Annotated in this window: 12 protein-coding genes and 2 pseudogenes; 4 read left to right on the plus strand and 10 right to left on the minus strand. The window is 73.0% G+C overall.

Features of this window, described 5'->3' with window-relative positions; translation table 11 throughout:
- Nucleotides 1–98 precede the first annotated feature (98 nt).
- Nucleotides 99–1,211, plus strand: coding sequence for an ABC transporter substrate-binding protein (locus ACWCPY_RS19935; RefSeq protein ID WP_451266657.1), 1,113 nt, complete (start codon nt 99–101; stop codon nt 1,209–1,211).
- Between the two features lie 130 nt (nt 1,212–1,341).
- Here the strand turns inward: ACWCPY_RS19935 and ACWCPY_RS19940 are convergent.
- The 6 genes and pseudogenes from ACWCPY_RS19940 to ACWCPY_RS19965 all read right to left on the minus strand — a co-directional run.
- Nucleotides 1,342–1,539 (minus strand): annotated as a pseudogene (locus ACWCPY_RS19940) (hypothetical protein); the annotation flags it as partial.
- 24 nt (nt 1,540–1,563) lie between these two features.
- A complete protein-coding gene (locus ACWCPY_RS19945) occupies nt 1,564–1,764 on the minus strand; it encodes a hypothetical protein (protein WP_451266659.1) in 201 nt (66 codons plus the stop codon).
- A 53-nt stretch (nt 1,765–1,817) separates the two neighbouring features.
- A complete protein-coding gene (locus ACWCPY_RS19950; protein ID WP_451266715.1) occupies nt 1,818–2,138 on the minus strand; it encodes a beta/gamma crystallin domain-containing protein in 321 nt (106 codons plus the stop codon).
- A gap of 274 nt (nt 2,139–2,412) precedes the next feature.
- Nucleotides 2,413–2,544 (minus strand): hypothetical protein, encoded by a 132-nt coding sequence (locus tag ACWCPY_RS19955; RefSeq protein WP_451266719.1) that lies wholly within the window; start codon nt 2,542–2,544, stop codon nt 2,413–2,415.
- 179 nt (nt 2,545–2,723) lie between these two features.
- A complete protein-coding gene (locus ACWCPY_RS19960) occupies nt 2,724–11,075 on the minus strand; it encodes a type I polyketide synthase (protein ID WP_451266661.1) in 8,352 nt (2,783 codons plus the stop codon).
- Between the two features lie 163 nt (nt 11,076–11,238).
- Nucleotides 11,239–11,667, minus strand: coding sequence for a hypothetical protein (locus ACWCPY_RS19965; protein ID WP_451266663.1), 429 nt, complete (start codon nt 11,665–11,667; stop codon nt 11,239–11,241).
- Here ACWCPY_RS19965 and ACWCPY_RS19970 point away from each other — a divergent pair.
- Together ACWCPY_RS19970 and ACWCPY_RS19975 are read left to right on the plus strand one after the other, a co-directional pair.
- Nucleotides 11,666–12,076 (plus strand): RidA family protein, encoded by a 411-nt coding sequence (locus tag ACWCPY_RS19970; protein ID WP_451266665.1) that lies wholly within the window; start codon nt 11,666–11,668, stop codon nt 12,074–12,076. The two genes, ACWCPY_RS19965 and ACWCPY_RS19970, sit on opposite strands and share 2 nt — an antisense overlap.
- Before the next feature lie 49 nt (nt 12,077–12,125).
- Nucleotides 12,126–12,641: a hypothetical protein gene (locus ACWCPY_RS19975; protein ID WP_451266667.1), complete on the plus strand. Its 516-nt coding sequence runs from the start codon at nt 12,126–12,128 to the stop codon at nt 12,639–12,641.
- Nucleotides 12,642–12,760: 119 nt separating this feature from the next.
- On the opposite strand, the pseudogene ACWCPY_RS19980 reads toward ACWCPY_RS19975, so the two are convergent.
- The 3 genes and pseudogenes from ACWCPY_RS19980 to ACWCPY_RS19990 all read right to left on the minus strand — a co-directional run.
- A pseudogene (locus ACWCPY_RS19980) lies at nt 12,761–13,054 on the minus strand (hypothetical protein); the annotation flags it as partial.
- 362 nt (nt 13,055–13,416) lie between these two features.
- Nucleotides 13,417–14,415, minus strand: coding sequence for a type I glyceraldehyde-3-phosphate dehydrogenase (gap, locus tag ACWCPY_RS19985; protein ID WP_451266669.1), 999 nt, complete (start codon nt 14,413–14,415; stop codon nt 13,417–13,419).
- A gap of 102 nt (nt 14,416–14,517) precedes the next feature.
- A complete protein-coding gene (locus ACWCPY_RS19990; protein WP_451266671.1) occupies nt 14,518–15,474 on the minus strand; it encodes a GlxA family transcriptional regulator in 957 nt (318 codons plus the stop codon).
- 118 nt (nt 15,475–15,592) lie between these two features.
- On the opposite strand from ACWCPY_RS19990, the gene ACWCPY_RS19995 reads away from it, so the two are divergent.
- Nucleotides 15,593–16,090 (plus strand): hypothetical protein, encoded by a 498-nt coding sequence (locus ACWCPY_RS19995; protein WP_451266673.1) that lies wholly within the window; start codon nt 15,593–15,595, stop codon nt 16,088–16,090.
- 233 nt (nt 16,091–16,323) lie between these two features.
- Here ACWCPY_RS19995 and ACWCPY_RS20000 read toward each other — a convergent pair whose 3' ends face one another.
- On the minus strand, nt 16,324–17,349 hold the full coding sequence (locus ACWCPY_RS20000) for an alpha/beta fold hydrolase (protein WP_451266675.1): 1,026 nt from the start codon (nt 17,347–17,349) through the stop codon (nt 16,324–16,326).
- Nucleotide 17,350 lies beyond the last annotated feature (1 nt).

Below are 17,350 nucleotides of genomic sequence, written 5' to 3' on the forward strand. Positions count from 1 at the left end.
CCGCCGCGGCGAGACGTGACCTACGCGAACCGCCGGCCCCGGCCGGAATACGATCCGGCCGGAACACGACCGCACCATGCCAGGGGAGACGCCACCCGATGAACAAGCCCTCGTCGCCTTCCGGAGCGGAGCACGCGGCCGCGTCGCCCGTCCGCCTGGGCGCTCTTGTCCCGCTGACGCGGCCCGGCTGGGTCGGAGCGGGCCGACACCTGCTCGCAGGACTCGACCTGGCGGTCCGCGAGGTCAACGAGACCGGGGGGATCGGCGGCAGGCCGCTGGAGCTGGTGGTCCGGGACACCGCGGCCGACCCGGAGCGCGCCGCGGCGGCCGTGGACGAACTGGCCGGCCTGGGCGTGGCCGCAGTGGCGGGCGAGTACCACAGTGTCGTCGCCCGCGCCGCCGCCGCCCGGGCCGACGCCCTCGGCGTACCGTTCCTCTGCTCGTCCGCTGTGCTCGACGCGCTCACCGACGAGCCGACGGAGTGGGTCGCGCGCCTTGCCCCGGCCCAGTCCCGCGGCTGGCGTGTCTACGCGGACTTCCTCCTCGGCGCGGGCCGGCGCCGGATCGCCGTGGCGACCCAGCCGAGCGTCTACTGGGCGTCCGGGACCCGCCTCCTGCGGGATCACCTCGTTTCCCGCGGCGGCACGGTCGTCGAACTCGACACGAACGCGCTCAGCCCCGAGGCCCTGTGCGACGCGCTCGTCGAGCACGACGTGACGGCGCTCCTCCTGCTGGTCGGCCATCCGGAGCCGGCGGTGACCGTCGTCAGGGCCGTCCGGGGAGACGGGCGACTCGCGGAGATCCTCATCGGCGCTCCGGCCGGACAACCGGAATTCGCCGAATGGGCCGCGGCGCTGGGCGAGGACGGTGCCGGGATCCCGTTCCTGCGCTACCTGCCCGAACGGATCGGTCCGCTCGGCGAACGCGTCGGCAGGGAACTCCGCGCGCGGCTGGGCGAAACGCCCTCCTTCGTCGCGTTCGAGGGCTGGGACACCGTCGCCGTCCTCGCCGCGATACTGCGTTCCCGCGGCACGGACCGCGCGGGCATCGCCGATTCATGGCCCCGCGTGGCGATCGAGGGCACCCGCGGACCGATCCGGTTCTCCCGTGCGCCGGGCATCGGCGTACGGCAATGGGTCTGGCCACCTGTCCAGGTCGTCGACCGGGACCCGGCGGACCCCGATCGCTTCCGGATCCTCCGTACCGGCTGAGAGAGCACGGACGTCCGGCTGCCCGGAGCTCTCCGGACTCGACGCTGTCCACCTGTCCGCGTCTCCGTACGGGCTCTCGGCTTCGCGGTGAGGGCCGCGACCGCATCTCCGACCGGGCATACCGATCACGGGCGTTGCGTTCCGCGGCGGCATGCCACCAGCCAGGCGGAGATGTGCCTGTGACTCGGGCGGTGGGCTGGTCGGGATGGAGCCCGAGCCGCCGCAGAGCTCCGGCGTGGGCGCGGACGTCGAACCAGCCGTGCCAGTGGCCGTCGGGGCCGATGCCACAGGCCAAACCCCATTGGATCTCGTCCGGTTCGAAGGGCATCCAGTCGATGCCGCGGTCGCGCAGTCAAACGCGGGCAGCCGCCATCGGGCGGAGGCGGCCCGGCAGATTCTCGTAGGCGGCGATGGTGATCCAGTCGTCGATCGGCGTGTCCACGGCGTCCATGATGCCGGGCGGCCGAGCAGGTGTCACCGGGCGGGCCGGGGCGCGGTGGACGCGGTGGACGATCTGCCCGTCCCAAGTGGTTGGGAGGCGTGTCCCGGCCACGCCCGGAAGAGCGTGGCCGGGACAGTCATTCCTCGCAACCGGATGTCAACTCGTCACAGGATCTGGATGGCGACGACCTTCGGCGGGCGGTTCGGGAAGGTGATGTCGTGCCAGCGCTCGATCTTCACCGAGTCACCGTTGGCGTCGTAGTAGATCAGGTCGTTGTTGCCGGTGGAGATCCGGTCGACCCACCACCCGCCGAAGTCGGTCTTCCCGGCGTTCGCGTAGCAGTCGACGCTGTCACGGCCGTCGGAGTGCGACCAGATCTTCAAGAAGTTCTCCCCGCCGACACACTGGACGTGGTCGATGGCGAAGGCGTTACCGCTCGGCATGCTGATGGTCAGCGCGGCAGCTGTGGCGAGCGCCACGGCCATGGAACGCACGACCCTCTTGCTTTTCGAAATCACGGATTCCCTTTCACACGAAGGCCGGCGCACGGGCCGGCCCTCTGGGCGGTGTTGCGTCATGACGGAACGCTGCTTCGTCGGGCCGACAACCGGATACGACACGTCAAGGAGCCCTGGGACTCCATCGGGCAGCTCGAGCGATGCGGTGTTCACGCTACAAACGACAAGACCCCCATACCGGCCACATCAAAGGAAAACGCATCAGATAGGTGATAATTGGAGGCGATGCCGTGACGTACGGTCAGCGCAGCCGGAACGCCGGACCCCGAGGGGTGAAGGTGAGCGGCGCTTTCCCGGGGACGAGGTACGCGTGTTCGGTATGGACGCGGAGCACGTCGCGGTAGCCGTCCGTACCGCCCGGCACGAGGAACATGGTGATGTGCTGCGGTTCGGGCCAGGTCGCAGGCCTGGCCAGGGCGAACTCCGGCCCGCGCCTGGGCGGGCGGCCTCGCCCGCCTTCATGGCCTTGGCTTCGATCAGCAGCGTCTCTTGACGGCGGGTGCGGGGTGCGCGGGGCAGCCGCCCACGCCCGCACCTCTCCCAGGGGTGTCCTCAGAACCGGCTGCCGAGCCACTGGTGGACGGCGAGTGCGGTGGAACGGGCGTGCTCCTCCAGCATGGTGAAGTGGTCCCCCGGCACGGTGATCTCGGTGTGCGGCCGGTTCCAGTCCGGGGCCGGGGCGGCGTCGGGCAGCGGGTCGCGGGCCCTCACATAGAGGGTGGGACAGGCGAGCGGTGCGGGCCTCCAGTCACGGAAGAGCTCGAAGTACCCTGCCATGGCGGTGAGCCGGGCCGGGCTGGCAGAGGCGAACTTCGCCGCCCGGCGCAGCATGTCCGACGTCATCGCTGAGAGCGCCTGCTCCTGGTCACCGTGACCGGGGGGATAGGTGTCCACCAGGACGACGGCCACCGGGTCCGCACCCTCGGACTCCAGACGCTCGGCCACGGCGTGGGCCACCCAGCCACCGGCCGACCGCCCCAGCAGTACCAGGGGGCCCTCGGCCGCGGCTGTCCGGACGGCCGCGGCCTCGGCGGTGACGAGAGCGTCCAGCGTGCCGGGCAGAGCCTCCTGGGGTTCGAACCCCGGGTGCCGCACCGCCGATACCGGCCGCAGCCCTCGCAGCCCGGCACCGAGGCGCGCGTACTCCTGCGGTCCGGACAGTGCGCTGAGCGCGGGGAAGCAGACCAGCCGGGGCCCCGTACCGCCCGCCGCGAGCATGACGGGTTCGTGCGTCGCACCGGGCGCCCCGGGCCGGTCGAAGACCGGGCGGAGACGCGCGGCGACGGTGAGGAGCACCATGCCGTCCCAGCTCCGGCCCCGGGCGCATGCGGTACGGAAGAGCGCGCCCAGGGAGTCCGGGGCTTCCCCGGCATGCGGTGCCTCGGCGACCTGCCCCCGGGCGTCCGGCGAACCGTCCGCCCCCAAGCCGCTTTCCGGACCGTCGTGCGCCGGCCGGCCGGGGGAGTCCGGAGAGCCGGCGGCCTCGGGCCGTGCCCGGCCGTCGGACGCGGCACCCGCGGAAGGCGCCCCGGCGGCATATCGCCGCGTCAGCTCGGCGGCGAGCGCACGCGGCGTCGGGAAGTCGAACAGCAGCGTGGACGGCAGGGCGAGCCCCGTCCACGACGCGAGCTCGTTGCGCAGATCGACCGCGGCCAGGGAATCCAGCCCCAGGTCCGCCAGCAGGGCGTCCTCGTCGATCTCGTCCGCCTCCTCCCGATGACCCAGGACGCGGGCCGCCAGGCTCCGGACCTCGGCGAGGAGCATCGCGCGCGTCTCGGCAGGGGAAGCAGCCGCCGACGGCCGACCGCGCCGGTCTCCACCCCGGGTGCCCGTGTCGTCGCCATCGACGGCGTCGCCGGCAGGAGTACGGAGTCGGTTCGCCGCCGTCCCACCGGCGCCGGGAGCGGCCGGGGTCAAGCGGGCCGCCACCACCACGGGTTCGTCACCGGCCACGGCCGCGTCGAAGAGAGCCAGGCCCTCTTCAGGCCCGAGCGGGGCGAACCCGGAACGGGCCATTCGCCGCAGATCCGCGTCGCCGAGGTGCGCCATCATGCCGTCGCTCTGCTGCCAGGGGCCCCAGACGATCGACGTACCGGGCAGTCCGAGCCGCCCGCGGTGCCGCGCCAGGGCATCCAGCACACAGTTGGCCGCGGCGTAATTGGCCTGGCCCGCGGAGCCGAACGTACCCGCCACCGAGGAGAACAGCGCGAACACGGCCAGGTCGTGACCCCGGGTCAGTTCGTGCAGGGCGAGGGCGGCGTCCGCCTTGGGGCGCATCACCCGCCTCATCCGGTCGGTGGTGAGCGCAGCGACGACCCCGTCGTCCAGCACCCCCGCGGTGTGCACGACGCCGGTCAGCGGGTGGGCCGCCGGGACCGAGTCGAGCAGGGCCGCGAGCGCGGTCCGGTCGGCGACGTCACAGGCGTGAACGGTCGCCCGGGCGCCCGCCTCGTGCAACTCCGCGACGAGTTCCCGCGCCCCCGGAGCATCCGGCCCGCGCCGGCCGGCGAGCAGCAGATGCCGGACGCCGTGCGCGGTGACCAGGTGCCGCGCCACCAGCATCCCCAGGGAGCCGGTGCCGCCGGTGACCAGGACGGTGCCCTCCGGGTCGAGCGTCCGCCTCTTCCGTGGCTTCGGCGCCGACTCGGCCAGCGGCACCAGCTTCGGCACGTACACCGTCCCCCGGCGTACGGCCGCCTCCGGCACCGGAGAGGCCAGCAGGGAGAGCAGGGCACTCCAGGAGTCGGGGTGCTCGTCCACGTCGATCAGGGCGAAGCGGCCCGGATTCTCCCGCAGTGCCGAGCGGACCAGTCCCCACACCGGCGTGTGCGACGGCACGGGCGCCGTCCCGCCGGACCGGCCGTCACTCCCGCGACCGGCACCATCCCCAGGAAGTCCGTCATAGGCCGGGGCGACGGCACCGGACGTCACGAGGACGAGACGCGAGCGGGACAGCCGCGGCTCGGCGAGCCACTCCTGTACGAGCCTCAGCGCCCGGTCAGCTGCCCGCAGCAAACCGGCAGCCTGGTCATCCTGTTCGCCTCCGGTCGTGTCCGGCGGCGGGCACGGTGCCACGACGACGGCCGACGACGCGTCGCACGCCGACGGGCCGGGGTACACCGGCACGCCGGAACCCGGCGGAGCCAGAGCATCCACCAGCTGTGTGCCCGTCTCGCCCAGGACTCCCCAGCGCGGCATCACCACGGGTGCGGACGGTCCGGCCGACGCCACCCAGTCCGTCCGGTGGAGAGCACCGGTGACGGCGTCCGCCGTCGCCCCGGTACGCGGAAGAGGCCGGAGCGCCAGCGCACGTACCGTCGCGACCGGTGAGCCCGTCTCGTCGGCCAGCTCCACCCCGGCCCGACCGTCCGGGCCGGGGGCCACCCGAACCCGCAGGCGCCGCACCCCAGCGGTGTGCACACGCACCCCGCTGAAGGCGAACGGCAGCGACAGGTCGCCGTCCGCCGGGCCGGCTGCCGCGACCAGGCCGTCCAGGGCCAGGGCGTGCAGCGCCGCGTCGAGCAGTGCGGGATGCAGGACGAACTCCGGGCCGTCCGCCTCCCGCCGCGGAGCCCGGGCCGCTTCGGGAAGCGCGACGTCCGCGTACAGCTCTTCCCCGTGCCTCCAGACGGCGCTCATGCCCCGGAAGGCGGGGCCGTAACGCAGCCCGTCGGCGGCCAGTCGCTCGTACGGTCCGGACCCCGGGCCGTCGGCATACAGGGGCATCGCCGCCTCCGGCGGCCAGGGCCCGTCCGGCCGGGGCGCGCCGTCGGCCTCGCCCGCGGACGCTTCCCGGTGCGCGGGCGGCTGCGCCGGCGAAAGAGTGCCGGTGGCGTTCCGGACCCAGGGCCCGTCACCCGCCGGAGTGTGCGGCCGGGAGTGGAAGAGCACAGTCCGCCGCCCCGACTCGTCCGCCCCCGCCACCCTCACCTGCACGGCGACGGAACCGGCGACGGGCAGCGGCAGCGGCGCGGTCAGCACGAGCTCGTCCAGGACGGCCGCACCCGCCAGCCCGCCCGCGTGGAGAGCCATTTCGACGAACGCGGTGGCCGGCAGCAGGACCTCCCCGGCCACCACATGGTCGGCGAGCCACGGCTGTTCCCGCACCGAGAGCAACCCGCTCAGCAGCAGCCCGTCGTCGTCGGCCGTGCGGGTGCCCGACCGCAGGAAGGGATGGGCGGGCCCGGCCGTCGGTGACACGGGCGGCTGCTCCGGGTCTGCCGCCAGCCAGTACCGGCGGCGCTGGAAGGCGTACGTGGGCAGAGCGACGCGCCGCCCGCCGCACCCGGTGAAGACAGCCCGCCAGTCTACGGGGACGCCATGGGCGTGCAACGTGGCCAGCGTGTCGAGCAGGGCGTCCGCCTCCGGCCGCTTCCCGCGCAGCGTCGGCAGAACCAGCGGGACCGGGCCCCGCTCGCCACCGCCCGCCTCACCCGTGTCCGGGCCGTCCGACTCCGGCCCGGGCACGGCGAGGCAATCGCGTACCAGGCCGGTGAGCACCCCGTCCGGCCCCAGTTCGACGTACTGTGCCGCGCCCTGCTCACCCAGGTACGCCACCGAATCGGCGAAGCGGACCGGACGGCGGACATGGTCCACCCAGAACTCCGGCGTGCAGACCTCCTCGACGGTGGCCGCCCGGCCCGCCACAGCGGTGATCAGAGGCAGCCGCGGCGCGGCGAAGGAAAGCCGCCGGACCACGTCCGCGAACTCGGCCAGCGCGGGCTCCATCCGAGCGGAATGGAAGGCATGACCGACCCGCAGAGGCGTCACCGAACGGCCCCGCTCCCGGAAGTAAGCGGCCACCTCCCGCACCGCCGGCTCGTCGCCGGAGACAACCACCGAGGCAGGTCCGTTGACCGCGGCGATCTCCACCGCACCCCCGGTCCCGGAAAGGCGGGCAGCCACCTCGTCCGCACCGGCGGCCACGGACGCCATCGCGCCGCCCGGTGGCAGCGCGTCCATCAGCCGGCCCCGGGCCGCCACCAACGTGCACGCGTCCGCGAGGGACAGCACCCCGGCGACATGCGCCGCCGCCACCTCGCCCACCGAGTGCCCGGCCACCAGGGCGGGACCTACTCCCCACGCCTCGAACTGCCGGAACAACGCCGTCTCCAGGGCGAAGAGCGCCGGCTGCGCGAACCGGGTCGTATCCAGCAGCGCGCCCGTCTCCGTACCGGGCCCGGCGAACATGACGTCCCGCAGCGGCACCGGCAGCAGCGGGTCGAGCAGGGCACAGCACTCGTCCAGCGCACCGGCGAAGGCCGGATGCAGATCCCGCGACTCGTACAGCTCACGGCCCATGCCGACACGCTGACTTCCCTGACCGGTGAAGAGAAAGGCCGGCGAGCCGTGGTGGCGGGAGGTGCCCGTGTGCACTCCGGACCGGCCGCCGCCCTCCGCCACGGCCCGCAGGGAGCCGAGCAGTTCGGCACGGTCGCGGGCCACCACCACGGCCCGGTGCTCCAGGGCCGCACGCGTGGTGGCGAGCGAGTACCCGATGTCCACCAGGGACGTGTCAGGAGCGGCGGCCACATGGTCGTACAGTCGTTGCGCCTGGGCCCGCAGCCCCGGCACGCTCCTCGCCGACACCGGAAGAGCCACCGCGGCCCGCCCGGGACGCGCCGCACACTCCGGCTCCACCCCGGACCCGACGGCGCCCTGCGCCGCCCCGCCGTCCGCCGGGAAGCCCGGCCGTACGGCCTCCCCGTCGGCCGGAGCCTCTTCGAGCACCACATGGGCGTTGGTGCCACTGATCCCGAACGACGACACCCCCGCGCGGCGCGGACGATTTGTCGCGGGCCACCCCTCCGGCCGGGTCAGCAACGCGATCCGCCCCGAAGACCAGTCGACCCGGGGCGTCGGCTCGTCGGCGTGCAACGTACGCGGCAGCACACCATGCCGCATCGCCTGCACCATCTTGATCACACCGGCCACTCCGGCAGCGGCCTGGGTGTGCCCGATGTTCGACTTCACCGAGCCCAACCGGAGGGGACGCTGCCGCTCCTGCCGCCCGTACGTCGCGAAGAACGCCTCCGCCTCGATGACATCGCCCAGCCGGGTACCGGTGCCGTGCGCCTCCACGGCGTCGACGTCCCCGGGAGCCAGCCCCGCGTCCGTGAGCGCCTGCCGGATCACCCGCTGCTGCGCCGGCCCGTGCGGTGCGGTCAGCCCGTTGCTCGCCCCGTCCTGGTTCACCGCCGAGCCGCGCACCACGGCCAGTACCGGAAGCCCGGCGCGGCGCGCCTCGGACAACCGGCTCAGCAGCAGCATGCCGGCACCCTCGGCCCACCCCGTCCCGTCGGCGGACGCACCGAACGCCTTGCAGCGGCCGTCCGGCGCCAGCGCCCGCTGGCGGCTGAACTCCACGAACGACGTGGGCCCCGACATCACCGTGGCGCCACCGGCCAACGCGAAGGCACACTCGCCCCGGCGCAGCGCCTGGGCCGCCAGATGCAGGGCCACCAGGGACGAGGAACATGCCGTGTCCACGGTGAGGGCCGGGCCTTCGAGACCGAAGGCGTACGCGATACGGCCCGAGGCGACGCTTCCGGCGTTGCCGAGGCCGAGGTACCCCTCGACATGCTCCGGCGTCCTTGCCAGGCCGCGCGCGTAGTCGCTGTACATCAGCCCGACGTACACCCCGGTCGCCGAGCCGTGCAGAGCGCCGGGGACGAGACCGGCGTACTCGCAGGCCTCCCACGCCACTTCGAGCAGCAGCCGGTGCTGCGGGTCCATGGCCAGCGCCTCGCGGGGCGAGATACCGAAGAAGGCGGGGTCGAAACGGTCCGCACCGGAGAGGAAACCCCCCTCGCGCACATACGTCCGTCCGGACCGCCCGGGGTCCGGGTCGTACAGCGCCTGGACGTCCCAGCCCCGGTCGGTGGGGAAGGGACCGATGGCGTCCCTCCCGTCGGCCACCAGCCGCCACAGCTCCTCGGGAGAGGTCACCTCTCCGGGATAGCGGCAGGCCATCCCCACGATCACCACGGGATCGTCGTCCGGCCGGACCGCACTCCGCTCCACGGGCCGGACGCCGGCCGGCGCGGCGGCGTTCCGTTCCCCGAGGTGGGCGGCGAGCGCCGCGGCCGTGGGGAAGTCGAAGGCGACCGCCTCGGAGAGCGGCAGACCGGTCACCGCCGACAAGCGCTCCCGCAGCACCGTCGCCGTCAGGGAGTCCATGCCCAGGTCCCGCAGCGCCGTGCTCGGCTCCACCGCCTCGGCCGTACAGCCGAGCACGGCCGCCACCTCGCCCCGCACCAGGGCCAGCAGGTCCTCCGACGGCTTCCCGGCGGCCTCCGCGCGCAGCGCCCGGGCCGGCAGGCCGGCGAGCTCCCGCCGCAGGGTCTTCCCGGAGGCGGTACGGGGAATGTCCTCCACCTCGAACAGTTCAGCGGGCACCTTGAAGCCGGACAGTTCCGCACGGCAGGCGGCGAGGATGCGCCCCCTGTCCAGTACGGCGCCCGGCTCGGCGACGAGGTAGCCGGCCGGGACCTCGCCGAAGACGGGGTGCGGGCGTCCGGCCACGGCGGCGTCCGCGACCCCCGGCAACCGCCGCAGGACCGCCTCCACTTCCGAAGGATGGATGTTCACCCCGCCCCGGATGATCAGATCACTCGCCCGGCCGGTGATCGCCAGTCCACCGGAGGCGTCGATCCTGGCCAGGTCGCCCGTGCGGAACCAGCCGTCGCGCAGGACCTCCGCGGTGGCCTCCGGCCTGCCGTGGTATCCGGCCATCACCCCGGGCCCGCTGACCCACAGCTCGCCCTCGCCCGTGTCCCGGCCGTCGGGCCCACCGCCGACCCGGACCCGGACGCCGGGCAGCACCCGGCCGCACGCCCCCGACGCCGTCGCCCCGCCCGGAGACGGCATGGTGACCGGGCCCGCCTCCGTGCTGCCGTAGTGCTCCAGATAGGGCACCTTGCAGATCGCCCCGAAGGACTCGTGGAACCCGGGCCCGGCCGCCGCGCCACCACTGACACAACCCCTCAGCGCGGGACCGCCGAGACCACCGCCACCCGCACCGCCCTCCTCGCCCCGGACCGCGTCGAGCAGCGCCGAATACGTGGTCGGCACCCCGCCGAGCAAGGTGAACGAGGCGTCCTCGCGGCGCAGTTCGCCGAGCACCCCCGCCACCGAGAACCGGGGCAGCAGCACCGCGCTCGCCCCCACCGCGGTCACCCCCAGGAAACACACGATCTGGCTCATCGCGTGATGGAGCGGCAACGGCCACAGCACACGGTCCCGTTCGGACAGGCCCAGGACACCGGCCAGGCCCGCCGCGACCGGCGAGAGCCGGTTGCGCTGGGTGGACAGGACGCCCTTGGGCGCACCGGAGGAGCCCGAGGTGTAGAGCAGCCAGGCCACTTCGTCCAGTCCGAGATCGTCCCGGGCCGGCGTCCGCGGCTCCGTACCCGCCAACGCCTCGAACCGCAGGACCCCGTTCGCGGCCTCGCCCGGGCTCCCGGCGGACCGGTCCCCGGCCTCGTCCTCGGCGCCGCCCTCGGCCACCACCACGGTCAGCCCGGGGCGCAGCGGCAGCGTTCGCCGCCGCGTCAGGCAGGCGTCGTCGGTGATGAGCACCCGTGCCCCGCTGTCGTCCAGCAGGCGGGTCAGTTCCTCCTCCGAGTTCCCGGGATCCAGAGGCACGCCCACACCGCTCGCCCGGGTGACGGCGAGCAGGCTCTCGACCGCCTCGACCCGGTTGCCGAGCAGGACGGCCACCCGGTCACCGCGCGCCACGCCGAGGCCGGCCAGGTGACCGGCCAGCCGTGCGGTCCTGCGTTCCAGCTCCCGGTAGGTCACCCGCCTGAGCCGGTCCTCGAAACAGACCTTGTCCCCGAGGCGTCGGGCGTGGTGCCCGAGCAGTTCCGGCAGTGCTGTGACGATGCCGGCGTGCCTACCCACCGAAGAACCTCCTAGAGACGACCCGCCGTTGAGGACGACGGCGAATCGCACCAGGTTGCCTCCCGGCCACGGGTCGACACCGACGAGGTACGACGCGGAGCGCTGGGCCAGCGGCACGAGCGGGCAGGGGCACGTTCCCGTCGCACCAGGAGCGTGCCGGGGATCAGGGGCGCCCGTGGCGCTTGCACGCCAGGACCTTCGTGGCTCCCCCGTCGAGGCAGACCCGCACGACCGAGGCTTTGCCAGGAACGTCCGCCGACACGATGAAGCCGAAGTTGCCGCTCTGGCCGCATACGGGGTAAGGGCTGTGGTCGACTCCCAGTTCCTTGTCGTCGGCGCCGAGAGCGTACGCCCCGGTCGCCCGGCAACTCGCCGAGTCGACCGACCTGTGCTCGCCCTGCACGCGGACCGACCGGGCGTACCAGGTGATCGTCCCCTTCGTGCAGGTGTTCCCGAAGGGGACGTCGAACCCGCTGATGGGGTAGGCGGTGGCCCGGGCACCGGCCGGGAGCGCGTCGACCGCATCCACAGGGCCTGAGGAGAGGCAAAGCGCGATGCGCGTCGGCGTCATGCCGACCAGACTTGCGGTCATGACAGCGAGGATCACCCGCATCAGCCCCGACCAGTTGCACCAGACGCCCGGCTACCACCACGTCACCGTGGTGGAGACCGGCCGGACGGCCTACCTGGCGGGTCAGTGCCCGCTCGACCGGGACGGGTCACTCGTCGGCCCGGACTCCGTCGAACTGCAGGTCGATCAGGTCGTCGTGAACGCGCTCGCGGTCCTGGGAGCGGTGCATGCCCGGCCGGAGCACGTGGTGCGTTCGGTGATCTACGTACGGAGCGACGACACGGATGTCCTGACCACCGCATGGCGCCGGCTCAACAGCTCGGCCCTCGGGCCGGCCCTCGCATCCGCGAGTACGCTCCTGGGTGTCGCACAGCTCGGCTTCACAGGGCAGTTGGTCGAGGTGGACCTCACCGTCGCGCTGCCCGGCTGAGCCGCTCTGCCGGCCGACTTCGTGGCCGGGTTTGGCCTAGGCTGAGTCAATGTCCGAAATCGGCGCGCCATCGAACGGCTCGGGTGTCGAAGAGCCCGGCGACGAAGCGGGACTGCCCGCGACCTTGCATGTCGCCGGGCTTGCGTTGAGGCGGACGGAGAGTCCTCCGTCGCTGGCCTGCTGGTCCGGCTGCTTCCCGAGGCCGGCCGGCACGGACCGGGCCGGGGTGAGTCTGGTGATCGAGCCGGCCGCCCCTCCGGAAGAGTCCACCCTCCGACTCGCCCACGACGTCGTGAGCCGTTTCGACGCCTTCGTCGAACAGGCCCTGGAGTACTGCCGCATCCGGCTCCGCGAACCACACTTCGAACTCAGCGCCGAGGAACTGAGCTGGCTGGACCTTCCGGAGTTGCCACTGGCAGTTCCCGAGGCGACCGTGTGGGCGGACCAGACCTGGGCGTTCCGCTTCGCCGAGAGCAGGTTCCGGCTGGCGGACCCCTACGGAATGCTCGTGACCTTCGACGGAACACAGCCTGTCGACGTCCAGGGCCTCGACGACGAGCAGTGAACCGGCTCGCCGCACCATCGCGAACTCGGACACACCTGGGAAGCGGACACGGCGGCGCCTGGCTGTGACCGAGTGCTTCGACCGGCCGGGCCGAGCGTTTCAGCCGACGGGCAGACCGGTCACGGCCGGGGCACCAGGTCCGACATCACGGCGAGCGGCAGCGACGGGTTGGCGGCTGCGGCTTCCGCCACCTGCCCGTCCGGGTCGGTGAGCAGCTCCGTGATGACGTGCGGCGGAAGGGCCGGATGGCGGGCGGCCAGGGGCCGCGCCTGCTTGTCGGCCAAGCAGTTGCGCAGTGCCGGTCCTGTCGCATGGCGGTGCCGGGCGACCTCGCGGAACGCTTTCCGTGCCGGGGGTTCGTGCCGGGTCAGGGCCTCCAGCAGTGCCGGAGCCGCTTCCGGGTTGGCCGCCACCGGCTGTGCCGAGGGATCGACATCGGCAGTGGTCAGCCGGCCTTGGTACGCAAGCTGTGCCGCACTCTCCTCGACGCGCGACGCAAGCGCGACCGCCTGCGCACGGCTGAGGTCCGCCCGACCGGAGAGTTCCGCGGCGATGTCAACGTCCGCGACCGCGATCAGCCGGTCGACCAGCTCGGACGGCAGGGCGGCATTGGCAGCCAGCCCGCACAGGACATGGTTCACACAGGGCATCCTGCCTGGGCCGTGACCGAACGGCTTGCGGTTTTCGGCGTCGCCGGGTCGGTGGCGGCACCCGGGCACGTCCCGAGCGCCGGCTGGAGCGCTCACAGGAGGTGGGGTGCCGCCCCGACGGCGGGTCAGCGGGTGGCGAGGAGCTTGAGCGTATCGATCACGCGGTTCGAGAAGCCCCACTCGTTGTCGTACCAGGCGACCACCTTGACGTGGCGCCCGTCCACGCGGGTCAGGGCCGAGTCGAAGATCGACGAGGCCGGATTGCCCGTGATGTCGGACGACACGAGCGGATCGTCCGAGTACTCGAGTACGCCGGCGAGCGGCCCCTCCGCTGCGAGGCGGTATGCGGCCAGGATCTCGTCGCGCGTCACGTCGCGGGCGACAGTCGTGTTGAGTTCGACGATCGAGCCCACCGGAACCGGCACGCGGATCGAGTCCCCCGACAGCTTGCCGTCGAGGTTCGGCAGCACGAGGCCGATCGCCTTGGCGGCGCCCGTCGTGGTCGGCACGATGTTGACAGCGGCGGCACGGGCCCGGCGGGCGTCACGGTGCGGACCGTCCTGCAGGTTCTGCTCCTGCGTGTAGGCGTGCACCGTCGTCATGAAGCCGTGCTCGATGCCGGCGAGGTCGTCGAGGACCGCGGCGAGCGGAGCCAGGGCGTTGGTCGTGCACGAGGCGTTCGAGACGACGGTATGCAGGTCCGGTTCGTACGCGTCCGTGTTGACCCCGAACGCGAGGGTGACGTCGGCGCCGTCCGACGGAGCACTGACGAGCACCTTCTTCGCGCCCGCGTCGAGGTGGCCGCGGGCGGCCTCGGCCGACGTGAAGCGGCCGGTCGCCTCGAGCACGATGTCCACGCCGAGCTCGGCCCACGGCAGCTGCGCCGGCTCGCGCCCGGCGAGCACCGTGACGCGACGGCCGTCCACGACGAGAGTGTCCCCGTCGACGGTCACCGGGCGACCGAGCCGGCCGGCCGTCGTGTCGTAGGAGAGCAGCCGCGCGAGGGTGGCGGGCTCCGTGAGGTCGTTGACGGCGACGACATCGAGGTCGGTGTCGCGCTCGAGCAGTGCCCGGAACACGTTGCGTCCGATGCGGCCGAATCCGTTGATGGCGATGCGAGTCATGAATGGTGTCCCTTCGTTCGCCATCAATCTCGCGTGGCGCGCCCGCCCGCGACAGCGGCATGATCGCCACGGTCCAAAAGGATCTCGCCACGTGGCAGCGGGCTACTCGCCCCGGGTGAAGGTGCGCCGGTACTCGCTCGGCGTCGTGCCGAGGATCCGCTGGAAGTGCAGGCGCAGATTGGCACCGGTGCCGAGACCGACATCGGTGGCGATCTGCTCGACGCCACGCTCCGACCGTTCGAGCAGTTCGCGGGCCAGGTCGACGCGGGCACGCATGATCCATTGCATCGGCGTGTATCCCGTGTCCTCGGCGAAACGCCGCGAGAACGTGCGCGGTGACACCGCGGCGTGCCGGGCGAGCGCTTCGAGGGTGAGGGGCTCGCCGAGCCGGTGGAGCGCCCACTCGCGCGTGGCGGCGAACCGCTCGCCGAGTGGCTCGGGCACGCTGCGTGGCACGTACTGCGCCTGACCGCCGCTGCGGTAGGGGGCCGCGACGAGGCGCCGGGCCGCATGGTTCGACGCGGCCACTCCGAGGTCGCCGCGCAGGATGTGCAGGCACAGGTCGATGCCCGAGGCGGCGCCCGCCGACGTCAGCACGCTGCCCTCGTCGACGAACAGGACGTTCTCGTCGACCTGAACGAGCGGATGCCGTGCCATCAGCGCCCGCGTGTAGTGCCAGTGCGTCGTGGCGCGCCTGCCGTCGAGCAGTCCCGTGGCGGCGAGTGCGAAGGCGCCCGTCGAGATGGCGGCGAGCCGGGCGCCCCGGGCATGGGCGGCGATCAGTGCGTCGAGGACGGCCTGCGGGGGATCGTCGCGGTCCGGGAACCGGTAGCCCGGGACGAAGACGATGTCGGCCCACTCGAGCGCGTCGAGGCCGTGGGCGACGCCGTACGACAGGCCGTCGCCGCCGGTCACGAGGCCGGGTGCCCGTCCGCACACCCGTACCTCGTACGGCATGCTCGCGCGGGTCGCGAAGACCTGCGCGGGAATTCCGACATCGAGCGGCTTCGCGCCTTCGAGCACAAGGACGGCGACGCGATACAGGCGTGAGGCTGGCACGGAAGAGAGGCTACGTGGGGTGTGCCTTCGACACGCCCACCGCGTGGACCAGGCAGATGACACCGGCCGGCCCGGAGGCGGGTCGAGGACCGGGCGGGGCGTACGACAGAATCCTGCTGTGGCGTCTTCGGGGGGCTTGGCGGAGCTGGAAGCGGGCATGGCGGAGCTGTCCACGCCGATGCGGGTGTACGTGGGGGCCGGGCGGTTCACCGACCCGGAACCCGACTTGCCGGAGCTGGCGGCCCGGATCCGTGCGCTGCTGACCGCGGTCGCGGTGGACGAGCCCTGGCGGCGCTTCCTGCCCGGATACACCCCGCCGTCCGTCCCGGAGATCTGTGCGGCGCTGGAGCCGGTGGAGACGCATGGTGCCGCCTCGTTCCTGGCCCGGGTCGCGGCTGTCGACCTGGTCTGGCCGAGCCACCGGCACCTGCCCGCCGAGGCCGCCGGGCGTGCGGCGGACCGGGTGGTGTCCCTGCTGGGACCGGAGGCCAGTTGGTGGACCAACCACGACATCGGCTGCGGCGCCGTGAACGGGCTCACCCCACTGTTCGACAGCCTGCTGGCAGGGACGAACGGTGAACACTTCGCGCTGGCCCTGCAGATCGCCGACGACTGACAGTCCCTGTCGCAGGGATGATCACCAGTACCTACGCGAACCCGCCTCCCGCACGGGCACAGCCCGGAGGGAGGCGGGGGAGGGCGGTGACCGGGTTGGTGACGGCGCCGGGCGGCCCGGACATCCCCGGGGTGCCGGGTGTGCGATTCAGGTGCCGAGTGTGCACTCGACGCCGCCACGGTGCCCCGTCCACGGTCCGCTTCGGACGGCTCCCGGACGCCTGGTGCGCACCGTTATGCGGACAGGATCCCCAACAGTGCCGCGCCGAACTCCTCGGGGCGTTCCAGGTGCACCGAATGCCCCGCTCCGGGAACGGCGACCTCGCGTACCGAGCCGCCGGCCGCCGCGTACCGGTCCAGGACATGACGGGTCTGCGCCACCATCGGCTGGGCGGGGGTCCCGTCCCAGCCCGGCACCGCGCCGATCGCGCCCAGGTGTGCCAGGTCGAACATCGAGGTGTCGGAGACGATGACGTCGTCCTCGCCGCGTATCCACAACACCGGTGGCTTGGGGTCGATCAGGTGCAGGTCGCCGATGCGGAAGTACGTCGGTGCAAGGCAGTTGAGCACTCCTCGGGTACCTGGTGCGGTTCCCGGCCAGGCGGAGGACGGAGCGCTGTCGCCCGGGTAGTGGTCGTCACCGGTCCGTGTGGTGAGCATCGACTCGACGTACTCGTCCTCGTGCTCGGGTCGCATCGGCGGCTTGACGTAGCAGGTCGCCAGGACGGAGCGCGGCGAGAGCGGCGAGTCCTCGCCGCGGTCGCCCTTGGCGAGCAGCTGGACGAACCCGGGGTTGGCCGTGCCGCCGCCCGAGCCGGCCCCGTCGGGGGAGTTGAGGGTGCCCTCCGGCCCGCCCGTACCGCCGAAGCCGTACGGGGAGACGGGGCTGACCAGGGTCAGTGAGCGCACCGCGGCCGGGTGGTCCCGCAGGTACTGCATGACCACCCCTCCGCCCATGGACCAGCCCACCAGGTGCGCCCGGTCGACTCCGAGGGCGGTGAGCAGCGCGGCGAGATCGTCGGTGTGGTCGAGCAGTCCGCGTGTCGCGTCGATGGGCAGCGGGTCCGTGCCGCCGAAGCCGCGCAGGTCCACGGCGATGGGGCGGTAGCGCTGGGGGAGGGCGAGCAGGGCGGTGCGCCAGAAGACGGAGGAGGAGACGTTGCCGTGGACGAAGACGACCGGTTCGCCCTCGTCCCGGACATCGAGGATCTGGACGGTCAGCCGGCCGGTGGAGACGCGTCGGGTGCGGAGTGAGGCCATG

The sequence above is a fragment of the Streptomyces sp. NPDC002403 genome, from assembly GCF_053593015.1.

Excerpts from the sequence above, each read along its gene's own strand:
- ACWCPY_RS20000 (WP_451266675.1), bottom strand. The coding sequence starts at position 17,349 with ATGGCCTCACTCCGCACCCGACGCGTCTCCACCGGCCGGCTGACCGTC.
- ACWCPY_RS19975 (WP_451266667.1), top strand. The coding sequence starts at position 12,126 with ATGTCCGAAATCGGCGCGCCATCGAACGGCTCGGGTGTCGAAGAGCCC.
- gap (WP_451266669.1), bottom strand. The coding sequence starts at position 14,415 with ATGACTCGCATCGCCATCAACGGATTCGGCCGCATCGGACGCAACGTG.
- ACWCPY_RS19965 (WP_451266663.1), bottom strand. The coding sequence starts at position 11,667 with ATGACCGCAAGTCTGGTCGGCATGACGCCGACGCGCATCGCGCTTTGC.
- ACWCPY_RS19950 (WP_451266715.1), bottom strand. The coding sequence starts at position 2,138 with ATGGCCGTGGCGCTCGCCACAGCTGCCGCGCTGACCATCAGCATGCCG.
- ACWCPY_RS19955 (WP_451266719.1), bottom strand. The coding sequence starts at position 2,544 with ATGTTCCTCGTGCCGGGCGGTACGGACGGCTACCGCGACGTGCTCCGC.
- ACWCPY_RS19935 (WP_451266657.1), top strand. The coding sequence starts at position 99 with ATGAACAAGCCCTCGTCGCCTTCCGGAGCGGAGCACGCGGCCGCGTCG.
- ACWCPY_RS19970 (WP_451266665.1), top strand. The coding sequence starts at position 11,666 with ATGACAGCGAGGATCACCCGCATCAGCCCCGACCAGTTGCACCAGACG.